This window comes from Enterococcus sp. DIV0806c, assembly GCF_051710905.1.
Lineage (GTDB): Bacteria > Bacillota > Bacilli > Lactobacillales > Enterococcaceae > Enterococcus_B > Enterococcus_B mundtii.
Window position 1 is genome coordinate 1324200 of sequence record NZ_JBIOLO010000001.1, and the last position, 14288, is coordinate 1338487.

Sequence of the window (14288 nt, forward strand, 5' to 3'; positions counted from 1 at the left end):
TTAGTGAAGCCGGAGAAATAGTGATACAGATATCGTCGCTGTTTCAACCGCGGAATGAAGAGAGTTTCTTATAGATGAGAGAGGAATGTGTGATAAATGGCAAACAAGAAAACACCTATCGACTTCCAAGCGTTGCTTGAAGAAGTCAATTCAGATTTTCCGGTATACCAAGCACTTGATCAAGATGGGAAAGTAGTAAACCCTGATCTTGTTCCAGATTTGACAGATGAAGAGTTAGTAGAATTGATGACTAGCATGGTTTGGTCTCGTGTATTGGATCAACGCTCAACAGCATTGAACCGTCAAGGACGTTTAGGATTTTTTGCTCCTACTGCTGGACAAGAAGCAAGTCAATTAGCTAGTGCATTCGCTTTTGACAAAGAAGATGTACTATTACCAGGTTACCGTGATGTTCCACAATTGATCAAACACGGCTTACCTTTATCTCAAGCATTTCTATGGTCTCGTGGACATGCAGCTGGAAACTTCTACCCAGAAGAATTGAAAGCTCTACCACCACAAATCATCATTGGTGCACAATACGTCCAAGCAGCAGGTGTTGCATTAGGACTTAAAAAACGTAACAAGAAAAATGTTGTTTTCACTTATACAGGTGATGGCGGTTCTTCTCAAGGTGACTTCTATGAAGCAATCAACTTTGCTGGAGCTTACCATGCGAATGCTGTATTCTACATCCAAAACAATGGATTTGCGATTTCAACACCTCGTGAAAAACAAACAGCAGCAAAAACATTAGCGCAAAAAGCAGTAGCAGCTGGTATCCCAGGTATCCAAGTGGATGGTATGGACCCATTAGCTGTATATACTGTTTCAAAAATGGCACGTGACTGGGCAGTTTCTGGTAACGGACCTGTATTGATCGAAACATTGACTTACCGTTACGGTCCACATACATTATCTGGCGATGACCCAACGCGTTACCGTGAAAAAGACGTTGATGATGAATGGCAATTAAAAGATCCATTGATCCGTTTCCGTAAATACCTAACTGAAAAAGGATTATGGAGCGAAGAAAAAGAAGAAGCAGTCATTGAACAAACAAAAGAAGAAATCAAAGCAGCAATTGCTGAAGCAGATAAAGTTCCAAAACAAAAAGTTTCAGATTTCTTGAAAAATATGTTTGAAGAAACACCACAAACAATCAAAGAACAAATTGCAATCTATGAAGCGAAGGAGTCGAAATAACCATGGCACAAAAAACAATGATTCAAGCAATCACAGATGCCTTAGCACTTGAACTTGAAAACGACGAAAACGTACTCGTTTTTGGTGAAGATGTCGGCAAAAACGGAGGCGTATTCCGTGCAACTGAAGGATTGCAAGAAAAGTTCGGTGAAGACCGCGTATTTGACACTCCTTTAGCAGAATCAGGTATTGCCGGATTAGGTTTCGGTTTAGCACTTGAAGGATTTCGTCCTGTCCCTGAAATCCAATTCTTTGGCTTTATTTTTGAAGCAATGGATGAAGTTGTAGCACAAATGGCTCGTACAAGATACCGTATGGGTGGAACAAGAAATATTCCAGTAACGATCCGTTCACCATTTGGTGGTGGTGTTCATACACCTGAATTACACTCAGATAACTTAGAAGGATTGATTGCTCAATCTCCTGGTATCCGTGTAGTGATTCCATCAAACCCATATGATGCAAAAGGATTATTGATTGCTTCTATTAGAAGTAATGACCCTGTTGTTTTCTTGGAGCATATGAAACTTTACCGTTCATTCCGTGAGGAAGTGCCAGATGAAGCGTACGAAGTGCCTTTAGACAAAGCCGCAGTGACTCGTGAAGGAACAGATGTATCGATCATCACTTACGGTGCAATGGTACGTGAAGCCATTAAGGCAGCAGATAATCTTGAAAAAGAAGGTATCTCTGTTGAGATCGTTGACCTACGAACAGTTGCTCCATTAGATGTTGAAACAATCATCAAATCTGTTGAAAAAACAGGACGTGTCGTTGTTGTTCAAGAAGCACAACGTCAAGCAGGCGTAAGCACTCAAGTAATCTCTGAAATCTCTGAACGTGCAATTCTTTCATTAGAAGCACCAATCGGACGCGTTTCTGCACCAGATACTGTTTTCCCATTCGGTCAAGCAGAAAACATCTGGTTGCCAAATGCTTCTGACATCGAAGCAAAAGTAAAAGAAATCGCAGAATTTTAAGGAAAGAAAGGACGTTAAAAACCCATGGCTTACCAATTTAAATTACCTGATATCGGTGAAGGTATCGCAGAAGGTGAAATCGTTAAATGGTTCGTTCAACCAGGCGATACGATCAATGAAGACGATACATTATTAGAAGTACAAAATGACAAATCAGTGGAAGAAATTCCATCTCCAGTGACAGGAACAGTGAAAAGCATCGTTGTTCCAGAAGGTACAGTCGCAAATGTTGGTGACGTATTAGTTGAGATCGATGCACCAGGACATGAAGGAAACGAAGACAGCGGAAGCGAAGGCGTGGCAGCTACTGAGCAAACACCTGAAGCACCTGCTGCTGAACCAACAACAGAAAGTTCATCTGCATCAGCAGAAGCTTCTGAAGGTGGCGTATTCCAATTCAAATTACCTGATATCGGTGAAGGTATCGCAGAAGGTGAAATCGTTAAATGGTTTGTTAAAGCCGGTGACACGATTAATGAAGACGATACATTATTAGAAGTGCAAAATGACAAATCAGTGGAAGAAATTCCATCTCCAGTAACAGGGACTGTGAAAACAATCGTTGTTTCTGAAGGTACAGTCGCAAATGTTGGTGACGTATTGGTTGAGATCGACGCGCCAGGACACAATAGTGCACCTGCAAGCAAACCAGCGGCAGCAACTTCTGATGCAAAAGTGGAAACTTCAGGTTCTTCAAGTATCCCTGAAGCTGCAAACCCAGATAAACGCGTATTAGCAATGCCATCTGTTCGTCAATTCGCTCGCGAAAAAGACGTGGATATCAGCCAAGTTTCTGCAACTGGAAAAGGCGGACGTGTGACAAAAGAAGATATTGAAAACTTCTTATCTGGCGGAGGCGCTCCAGCAGCTGCAAGCAAACCTGCTGAATCAGCTGCACCGACAGAAGCATCTGCTGAAAAACCAGCTGAAACAAAAGCTGCTCCAGCAAAAGCATTCAAATCAAACTTAGGCGATCTAGAAGAACGTGTGGCATTGACACCAACACGTAAAGCAATTGCCAAAGCGATGGTCAACAGCAAACAAACAGCACCTCATGTCACTTTACATGATGAAGTTGAAGTAACAAATCTTTGGGATAACCGTAAGAAATTCAAAGAAGTGGCAGCTGCTAACGGCACGAAATTAACGTTCTTGCCTTACGTTGTCAAAGCATTGACTGCAACAGTCAAAAAATTCCCAATCTTGAATGCGTCAATCGATGATGCAAAACAAGAAATCGTTTATAAAAACTATTACAATATCGGTATCGCAACAGATACAGACCATGGTTTGTATGTGCCAAACGTGAAAGATGCTGACCGTAAAGGAATGTTTGCGATCGCAGACGAAATCAACGAGAAAGCAAAACTTGCACATGATGGCAAACTAGCGGCAGACGATATGCGTAATGGAACGATCACGATCAGTAACATTGGTTCAGTTGGCGGCGGCTGGTTCACACCAGTAATCAACTACCCTGAAGTAGCAATCCTAGGTGTAGGAACAATTGCCCAACAACCAATCGTCAATGCTGAAGGAGAAATCGTTGTTGGCCGTGTGATGAAATTATCATTGAGTTTCGATCACCGAATCGTCGATGGTGCGACAGCACAACAAGCAATGAATAACATCAAACGTTTATTAGCTGATCCAGAGCTATTAATGATGGAAGGATGAGAAACAAATGGTAGTTGGAGATTTTGCTGTTGAATTAGATACAGTTGTAATCGGTGCGGGACCTGGCGGCTATGTCGCTGCCATCCGCGCTGCTGAAATGGGCCAAAAAGTAGCGATCATTGAAAGAGAATATATCGGCGGCGTTTGTTTGAACGTTGGTTGTATTCCTTCTAAAGCGTTGATCGCAGCAGGTCATCATTATCAAGAATCACTTGATTCATCGATGTTTGGTGTAACAAGTGAAAATGTCTCACTTGATTTTACAAAAACACAAGAGTGGAAAGACAACAAAGTAGTGAAAACATTGACTTCAGGTGTCGGCTACTTGTTGAAAAAACACAAAGTTGAAACGATCGAAGGCGAAGCATTCTTCGTAGATGATCATACATTACGTGTGATCCATCCGGATTCTGCTCAAACGTATTCATTCAACCATGCTATCGTTGCAACAGGTTCTCGTCCAATTGAAATCCCTGGATTCAAATTTGGTGGTCGTGTCTTAGATTCTACAGGTGGATTGAGCCTAACAGAAGTTCCTAAGAAATTCGTCATCATCGGCGGCGGGGTAATCGGTGCTGAACTTGGTGCGGCTTACGCAAACTTAGGTTCTGAAGTAACGATCCTTGAAGGTTCACCACAAATTTTACCTACGTATGAAAAAGACTTGGTGAAATTAGTGGAAGATGACTTCAAGAAAAAAGGCGTAACAGTCATTACAAATGCCATGGCTAAAGAATCAATCGACAATGGTGATAGCGTAACTGTAAAATATGCAGTAGACGGAAAAGAAGAATCAGTAACAGCTGACTACGTGATGGTCACTGTTGGACGTCGTCCGAATACTGAAGACATGGGCTTAGAACAAGCTGGTGTTGAAATCGGTGAACGTGGCTTGATCCCAGTTGATAATCAAGGACGTACAAACGTACCTAACATCTTTGCAATCGGCGACATCGTTCCAGGCGCTGCTTTAGCACATAAAGCAAGCTATGAAGCAAAAATCGCCGCAGAAGCAATCTCTGGCAAAAAAGTAGCCGTTGATTACAAAGCTATGCCAGCTGTTGCCTTTACTGATCCTGAATTAGCATCAGTAGGGATGACGATCAAAGAAGCAAAAGAAGCCGGACTAGAAGCAACTGCTTATAAATTCCCATTCTCTGGGAATGGTCGTGCATTATCATTAGGTAAAACAGAAGGCTTTATCCGGTTAGTGACAACCAATGAAGACAATGTCATCATCGGTGCGCAAATCGGTGGAGTTGGAGCGAGTGATATGGTTTCTGAACTTGCTTTGGCAATCGAATCAGGTATGAACGCTGAAGATATCGCGTTGACGATCCATCCACATCCATCTTTAGGTGAGATCACAATGGACGCAGCTGAATTAGCTTTAGGCTTACCGATTCATATTTAATCATTCAACTAAATGCAACTTTCTCTGAGAAGAGAGAGTTGTGTTTTTTTATACTCTAAATAGCGACTATAAAATTATTATGTAAACTAAAATAGAGCAAAACCACTTGGAAGAAGTCTTATTTCTATGATAAACTGAAAGGGATGAATAGAATAGGAGATAATATCTATGAATGAGTATCAATATCCATTAGACTTGGACTGGACCACTGAAGAAATGGTCATCGTGATGAACATGTGGGAGGCCCTCGAAAAAGCGAATGAACAAGGGATCAATAATCAGGAATTTCTAACAACCTATCAACAATTCAAAACAGTGATCAAATCGATCGGAGAAGAAAAACGATTAGGACGCGAATTTGAAAAAGCTTCTGGCTATTCGCTATACCGTACTATTCAAGAGGCAAAGAAGAACTCCAACAAAATGCTAAAAATGAATGGGTGAGACGATGGAGAAAATGATTGAGGAAATAATTGGCTGGTTGGTAGCAGCAAAAGAAAAGATCCTTCATGCACAAAATGATCAACTAACAGTCGCAGAAAAAACAAATCGTAAAGATCTAGTGACAAACATGGATCGAGAAATTCAAGCATTTCTGATCAATAAAATCCATTCTGCCTATCCTCAAGCAAAAATTTTGGCAGAAGAAGAAGGATACAACAACTTATCTGATTTGAGTGGTCAAGTCTTTATTATTGATCCCATCGATGGTACGTTGAACTTCGTGGTACAAGGAGAAAATTTTTGTATCATGCTTGCTTATTACGAAGATGGAGTGGGACAGCTAGGATTCATTTATGATGTCATGCGAGATGAATTATACTGGGGCGGTAAAACGATCGGTGTTTACAAAAATGATGTGAAATTACCACAACCGCAAGACCTTCCATTAGATAAAGGATTAATAGCAATCAATAGCTATCTCTTCGGTCACGATCGATTCAATATCCATGCGATTGGTGAACAAAGTATCGGCGTTCGGATGTGTGGCTGTGCAGGCTTAGAATTGATTGCGATGTTAAAAGGAAACCACATCGGCTATATCTCTAATCTAAGTCCCTGGGATTACGCAGCTGGCAATGTTCTTTTGGAAGAGTTCGGTATGCGATATAGTGGGTTTTCCGGTGCGCCATTGACTTTCAGTGGCAGAGAATATTATTTAGCCGCAACGCCAACAGCCTATGAGACCATACTAGACATGCTTCAACTGGACTGATTATTTTTCTGAGTTTGAGATATGCCTATCAAATAGCTCTTATAAAATAAGTGGAGGACGATAAAATTGCTTTTTAAGCAACCTAGTCCTTCGCTTATTTGTTTAGTCAAATATAGTATCGGAATATTCATTTGTAGAATATGCTAGTGGAAGAGTTTTGTAATAGCTCTTTTTTTACATAAATTCGGATTTTTCGTGCTGTTTTGATTAGAAAAAGGGCGAATTATTAATTTTCTCGAAAAAATGAAAACATTTCACTATATTTCATGAAAAAAGTTTGGTATAATAAACAGTCGAGTAAAATTGCCCTGTGATAAAGAATCGATAAAAAAGGAGTTACTTAAATTGAATAAAAGAAATGACATCCGTAACGTAGCGATCATCGCCCACGTTGACCACGGAAAAACAACATTAGTTGATGAACTATTAAAACAATCTGACACATTAGACGCCCACACTCAATTACAAGAACGTGCGATGGACTCAAACGCACTTGAACAAGAACGTGGAATCACAATCTTAGCGAAAAATACAGCTGTTGATTATAAAGGGATTCGCGTCAATATCATGGATACACCTGGACACGCGGACTTCGGTGGTGAAGTAGAGCGTATCATGAAAATGGTAGATGGTGTTGTCTTAGTTGTAGATGCTTATGAAGGCACCATGCCTCAAACACGTTTCGTATTGAAAAAGGCTTTAGAGCAGCATATCACACCGATCGTAGTTGTAAACAAGATTGACAAACCATCCGCTCGTCCTGAGTATGTGGTAGATGAAGTCTTAGAATTATTTATCGAATTAGGCGCAGACGATGATCAATTGGATTTCCCAGTGATCTACGCATCTGCTTTGAACGGAACATCAAGCTTATCCGATGATCCAGCGGACCAAGAACCAACAATGGCACCGATCTTTGATACAATTGTCGAAGCTATCCCTGCACCAGTTGACAATAGCGATGAACCTTTACAATTCCAAGTATCATTACTTGATTACAACGATTATGTTGGACGTATCGGTATCGGCCGTGTCTTCAGAGGAAAAATCAAAGTTGGTGACCAAGTATCACTGATCAAACTTGATGGCACAGTGAAGAAATTCCGTGTGACAAAATTATTTGGTTTCTTTGGCTTACAACGTTTAGAAATCCAAGAAGCTAAAGCTGGTGACTTGATCGCTGTCTCAGGAATGGAAGATATCTTCGTTGGGGAAACCGTTACACCAGTCGATCATCAAGAAGCATTACCGATTTTGCATATCGATGAACCAACATTACAAATGACTTTCTTAGTCAATAACTCTCCATTTGCTGGACGCGAAGGAAAATACGTGACATCACGTAAAATCGAAGAACGTTTGATGGCAGAATTACAAACAGACGTTTCACTTCGTGTTGAACCAACGAATTCACCAGATGCTTGGACAGTTTCAGGTCGTGGTGAACTTCACTTATCGATCTTGATCGAGAACATGCGTCGTGAAGGTTATGAATTACAAGTATCACGTCCAGAAGTTATCGAAAGAGAAATCGATGGCGTAAAATGTGAACCATTTGAACGTGTTCAAATCGACACACCAGAAGAATACATGGGTAGTGTCATCGAATCATTGAGCCAACGTAAAGGTGAAATGCAAGACATGGTCCATACAGGAAATGGTCAAATTCGTTTGACATTCTTGACACCTGCTCGTGGATTGATCGGTTACTCAACAGAGTTCTTATCAATGACTCGTGGTTACGGAATCATGAACCACACATTTGATCAATACTTGCCAATGCTTCCTGGCCAAATCGGCGGACGTCACCAAGGTGCGTTAGTATCCATCGATACAGGTAAAGCAACCACGTATTCAATCATGAGTATCGAAGAACGTGGTACTGTATTTGTTGAACCAGGAACAGAAGTATACGAAGGTATGATCATCGGTGAAAACAGCCGTGAGAATGACTTGACAGTCAATATCACAAAAGCAAAACAAATGACCAACGTTCGTTCTGCTAACAAAGATCAAACATCAGTCATCAAAAAACCAAAACAATTAACACTTGAAGAATCATTAGAATTCTTGAATGACGATGAATACTGTGAAGTAACTCCAGAAAACATCCGTCTAAGAAAACAAATCTTAGAAAAAAATGCACGTGAAAAAGCATCTAAAAAGAAAAAATAATTATTTTGACCGAATCTTAGAGAGAAATCTCTGAGGTACGGTTTTTTTTGTAACTTTTAAACCGATCAAAGATTATTCTTTTTCCTTGATAAGTAAAGTTAAATAACGCTGTTCTTTCAATTTTTACAAGTTAATATAGAAAAAATGGCGTTATCAAAAAATGATTTTAGTTTTAAACTTAACAAAGTAAAGTTTACCTATATTTATAGACATGGATGGAAGGTGAGACAAAAAAATAAAACAACGCTTCTGATTGAAAGATAAGAAAATAGCCATAACATTTTGAGAAGGAGGAGCGATGTCTTTAGATGAGAGAAATAGATACCATATAAGTAGCAACGCTCCTCCTGACGGGTAAGATCGAAGGAGGAACGTAAGGTGAGTATACGGAGAAAGATAATACATAGTGTTTTAGTGGGTGGTATGTTGTTAGGGAACTTGAATGGAGTGATTGTTCAAAGTGTATCGGCAGTTACTCAAAGAAACAATGAACAAGTAATTAGTAATAAAAAATCTCTAACTAACAATGTGATGGGAACGAAAGAAAATAATACGGTAAGTTCAAACAAAGCTAAAAAAGTAAATGAAAATAATTTGAATACAAGATATTCTGAAGAAGAAGTGAAAAAGATAATTGCAGAAGCTATAGATGATCGATTTGGTTATCTATATTCAGAAGCAATGAAATCCTTTGATCATAATTTTAAAATTGGTGAAGCAATTAAAGTAGAGGGAGATTATAGAACTTGGAATTTTCCAACTGAAGAGCCCTCAATACCTATTCCAGAAAGCTATTTAGTTGGTCAGATTTATTTAATAAACAGGATGACACTGAATCCGGAGTGGACTAGTGAAGGAATTACCAAAAGTGGTAATTGGCATGTCCGTTTTGAATTGAAAGATCGTGGGCAAACTCTTGATAATGCTGGAGCTACGATAACTATGACTAGATTAGCTAATAATCCAGTAAACGGAAATGAGATTCTTGAAAATGTTAGACTTGATCATTTATATTCACTTAGAAGTAATGGCTTTGGTATAGAATTATATAGAATGAATGGTAACGTTTCATTTCTATCTGCTGAACAAGCAATAGGTGATATTAAAGTAACAGTAAAAAATGGACCTCACAATTTAGATGAGGGACAAGACGTTGCAAATTTAAAATTGCTAGATTATCTAGATGTTAGCAATGCGAAAGGAACCGTTTCTGCTAGTTGGGTAGAAAAACCAGACACATCAAAAGTCGGCGAGCAAAAAGGGAAAGTCAAAGTTACTGATTCAGTCACTTCCAGAGAGACAATCGTTGATGTGCCATTCAATGTCAAACCTGGTCCATTACGAATGACAGCTAAATCAGGAAACTTTGAAGTTTATCAATATGATCGCTTACCAGATCCTAAAGACTATTTCGAGGTTCCAAATGCGAACGGAACTTATATCGTCGAATGGTTAAGCAATGTAAATACAAATGTTTCGGGAGTACAAAATTGGCAAGCAAAAGCTACTGCGGAAGATGGGCGAACTGCTGAAGCTTCTGTAACAATCAATGTCAAACCTCATGAAGGTCTGAAGGTCCAATTGAAACCCATTGAAGATCGAGTAATGGGGAATGAGTATCCATCCTTTGCTTCTAATTTTAAGGATTATATTGATTCTGTGACCATGAACGGTGTACCAGTTGCAGTCGATGATTTGGAGTTTGTTGAGGCAGAATCAAGTGAACCCAATTTCACATATACAGGCACGCAGCCAGTTAAGTTGACGGTACAAACACGGCATTCAAACAGTGGTGTGATGATCAAAGGAACCGGAGAAACGACCGTCAATGTTCTTTGGGGACATACGATTTATATGCGATCGGCAACCGGAGCTTCAGCGGGATCATTTTCTTTAAAAACGGATAATTCAGGAAATCCAACAGCCAAAATCGTTTTTGGTACAGGAATTCCTTCAGCAATGAATGTTGCAGTTGGACCTCTATCCTCACCATTTTCATTGTATTACTCATTTGAAGTTTTAAGAGGAAATACAGTTGTTTATAGTCAGGACGTCTCCAATCGTGCCACATTACAACAAATCATGGATCAATTTGGAAACACCTCATCAACGATCGATGTCCGTTACGATGATGTCATTAAGATCTATCATCCAGAACGAACGCCGAATAGTTCAGTCGTGATGATCGATGAAAAAGAAGAGGATTATACCTATGATTCTGAGTATGCATACTATAAGATCACACCGTATGGATTTGATCCGTTTCCGGTATTAGATGCAGAATCTTCGCAAAAAAGCTTTGTACTTGGAGAAAATACCTCTATGATTGAACCAGCCTCTTTATTGAAAAATGTAACCATCAATGGTCGTACAATCGATAGTAAGGATTATACCGTAGAAGCTCTTGTTGATTTTGATACTCATGCGATTGGTGCGAGAAAAATGAATCTAAATGTCACAACGAATGATGGTCTAGCAACGAAAGAATTCGAAGTCGATTATCAAGTCAAATGGGGTAGTACATTCGTATTGAAAGGCTTGGATAATGCAACCGTTGGAGCATTTAGTCTACTGAAAGAAAACGATCAATGGGCATTGCATGCTAGTCCAGGTGTAAGTGGGACGGACTTGAGTCAACCGGTCAATAATCATTTTGGACGAGACACCTACTATGGCATTGAAGTGATCGAAAATATTACCACCAAGTATCAATATAACGTACTAGGGAATCAATCGATTAGAGAAGGAATCGAAGGGTTCAATCAAGGGAAACCTTTGAATGTCAAACAAGGCGACGTCATCAAAGTGTATCATGCAGAACCAACAGGTAATAGTTTATTGATGCAAGATGAATTAGCAAAAGACTTTACGATGGGTTCAAATGATGCCTATTACGAAGTCACAGAACATGGGTTAGAACCGATCCTCGCGATTTCTACGGATACCAAACCACAAGAATTTAGCTTAGGTGATGATGCCACGGGGATTGATGGAACGCAACTGATCAATCAGGTAACGATCAACGGTACCGAGCTAACACCGGATCTATATACAGTGAAACAATTAGGAAACTTCGATACAACCACAGTCGGTCAAAAAGAACTTGCTATCCAATTTGACACGAAAGATGGGGTAGTATCAAAAGTCATCACAGTGCCTTATGAAGTGAAATGGGGCAGAACGATTGTGATGAAATCTAGCACTGGTGGTTCAGCAGGTGTTTTCTCACTGCAAACTACTAATACGACCAGACAATTGAAAATCCATCATGGGTTTGACTCGCCATTAGATGAGCGCTTAGGAAACGATCAAGACCTCTATTATTCAATTGAAGTCTTACGTGGCGAAAGAGTCCAGTATAGTCAAGAAGTCCCAGGTCGTGTCACGCTACAAGACGTCATCAACGGTTTTGGAACTAATGGTACTCAAGCTGTCACTGTCCAGTTAGATGATGTGATCAAAATTTATCACCCGCAAAAATCTCCTGGTAGCTCGGTACTGATGGTCGATGAACTAGAAGAGGACTTCACGTATGGTTCAGATTATGCGTATTACAAAGTAACGACTTATGGTTTTGAAGCAATGCCAGTCATGGAAGTCCATACAGCTAATAAAGCATTTTATCTCGCGCAAGATGTGACTACTGCAGCTGATGCTGAATTAATTGATCGTGTGACGATCAACGGCAAAACAGTTGATCCAGAGGAATACACAATCGAAAGACGTTCAGAAATCGATACGACGACGGTAGGAAATAAAAACGTCGCTATGCGTGTGAAAATGAACGATGGTTTAACTAGTGTACAAGTTGAACTTCCTTATCAAGTCAAATGGGGAAGTACATTTATTCTGAAAGGTGAAGAAAAAGAAGGGAAAAAAGGTATCGTCGGTTCTTTTAGTCTGCTTGATCAAAATGACCAGTTGGCTATCTATGCCACAAAAGGTGAAGATGAAACAGAACTTAATGCGCCAGTCAATTCTGCTTATGGTCGTAATGCCTATTATCGAATCGATATCCTAGCAGATCCTAAAAATAAAGCCAATAGTTTATTTCCCGATAACATCAAATATACTTATGAAGTGGCAGGTAATCAAACGGTTCGTCAAGCAATCGAAGGGTTCAATAATGGGCAATCATTACCTGTGGAAGAAGGAGACATTTTCCGTGTCTACCATGCAGAAACAGATAACCAGAACTTACTGATGTGGGATGATATCGTCAAAAACTATACAGCTGGGTTGAATTACGCTTATTATGAAGTCAAGAATGGAGAGTTTGAGCCAATTACGATGATCCACGCAGATGTTGCTAGTCAGGAACTTGTCTTAGGTGAAGATACCAGTGAAGTAGACGTGACAACGTTGATTGACAATGTTGCATTTAACGGACAGAGTTTGAACACAGAGCTTTATAAAGTAGAACAAACGGGAGCGTTTGATACGCATACGACAGGAGAAAAAACAGTAACGGTAAAAGTATCAACGGCAGATGGTGTTTCTTCGACTGACATCGAAGTGCCATATGAAGTGAAATGGGGCAGCACGATCCATTTAAAAAATCGTAAAGGTGAAACGGTTGGATCATTTGGACTACTTAAAAACAGCAAACAAATCGAGATCCAATCTGTCCAAGGAACCGATCAAACAGTGTTGAAGAATCGAGTGAATGAATACGATGACACCGAAGTATATTATGGAATCGAAATTCTCAACGAACGTAAGCAAAGCAAATATCAATACGAGGTTCGTGGTACACAAACGATCGAGCAAGCAATTTCACGTTTTAATACTGGTAAATCACTGGCGGTGACCCCAGGTGATATCGTGAAGGTTTATCACGTAGATACTAGTAACAATTTATTGATGGCAGAAGAGAACGAACGAAACTACACCTATGGCAGTAATTACGCTTATTATAAGGTAACAGATTATGGTTTTGAGCCTACAGGTGAGTTAACAGTTGAACCTGCTCAGCCTTCTTTTGCACAAGGCACTGAAAGAGTTGACCTGAAATCGTTAGTAAAAGAAGTTAAAGTCAATGGACGTGTAATACCTAAAAATGTCTATACTGTTTCTTTAGATGGGTCATCTGAAATCGATACAGAAACTATGGGAAGTCGCTTTGTTTCTCTCGATGTCAAAGTGGACCGGAGTTATGGGAGTTTATCTACTCGTACAGAATCTTCCTATGAAATCGTTGAACCTGGCCAAGAAACAACGCCAGGAGAAGAGGACGCTAGTGCAGAAGATGGTACTGGCACATCCAACGACCCAAATGCAGATGGAATTTCAGCAGAGACTGGTTTAGGTGAGGGTTCCGCAGCAGAAGGTGATGAGAGCAAATTGCCACAAACCAATCAAACCATCAATCGAGTACTGCCATATATTGGTGCATGTTTCGTACTAGTAGTAGGATTTGTTTTATGGAAACGAAAAATGTCTAAAAAATCGTTTGATAAACAGTAACCGATAGTTAAAATGACAACGAAGCAGTTGAAAGAGCGAAAGTGATAATTACTTTGGCATCCTTTCAACTGTTTTTTTATGATCACTAAAGGAGTCACGGACAAGAAATATAAAAATAAATCCTATGAGCAAAAAACAAAATTCTCATAATAGG

At 39.8% G+C, this 14288-nt stretch carries 8 protein-coding genes; all 8 read left to right on the forward strand.

What is annotated here, in order from left to right; translation table 11 throughout:
- The first annotated feature begins 96 nt into the window (after positions 1-96).
- The 8 genes from pdhA to IGK77_RS06440 all read left to right on the forward strand — a co-directional run bounded on the left by pdhA (position 97) and on the right by IGK77_RS06440 (position 14134).
- Positions 97-1206, forward strand: coding sequence for a pyruvate dehydrogenase (acetyl-transferring) E1 component subunit alpha (gene pdhA / locus IGK77_RS06405; protein WP_010735671.1), 1110 nt, complete (start codon positions 97-99; stop codon positions 1204-1206).
- Between the two features lie 2 nt (positions 1207-1208).
- Positions 1209-2186 carry an alpha-ketoacid dehydrogenase subunit beta gene (locus IGK77_RS06410; protein ID WP_010735670.1) on the forward strand — a complete coding sequence of 326 codons (978 nt, stop codon included), beginning with the start codon at positions 1209-1211 and terminating at the stop codon, positions 2184-2186.
- Between the two features lie 24 nt (positions 2187-2210).
- A complete protein-coding gene (locus tag IGK77_RS06415; RefSeq protein ID WP_074799703.1) occupies positions 2211-3863 on the forward strand; it encodes a dihydrolipoyllysine-residue acetyltransferase in 1653 nt (550 codons plus the stop codon).
- Between the two features lie 7 nt (positions 3864-3870).
- Positions 3871-5277 carry a dihydrolipoyl dehydrogenase gene (gene lpdA / locus IGK77_RS06420; protein WP_010735668.1) on the forward strand — a complete coding sequence of 469 codons (1407 nt, stop codon included), beginning with the start codon at positions 3871-3873 and terminating at the stop codon, positions 5275-5277.
- Positions 5278-5445: 168 nt separating this feature from the next.
- Positions 5446-5721, forward strand: coding sequence for a UPF0223 family protein (locus tag IGK77_RS06425; protein WP_074799702.1), 276 nt, complete (start codon positions 5446-5448; stop codon positions 5719-5721).
- 4 nt (positions 5722-5725) lie between these two features.
- Entirely contained in the window at positions 5726-6493 is a 768-nt protein-coding gene (locus IGK77_RS06430) for an inositol monophosphatase family protein (protein WP_074799747.1), read from the forward strand.
- 345 nt (positions 6494-6838) lie between these two features.
- Entirely contained in the window at positions 6839-8668 is a 1830-nt protein-coding gene (gene typA, locus IGK77_RS06435) for a translational GTPase TypA (protein ID WP_010735665.1), read from the forward strand.
- A 378-nt stretch (positions 8669-9046) separates the two neighbouring features.
- Positions 9047-14134 (forward strand): LPXTG cell wall anchor domain-containing protein, encoded by a 5088-nt coding sequence (locus tag IGK77_RS06440; protein ID WP_086334590.1) that lies wholly within the window; start codon positions 9047-9049, stop codon positions 14132-14134.
- Positions 14135-14288: the final 154 nt, after the last annotated feature.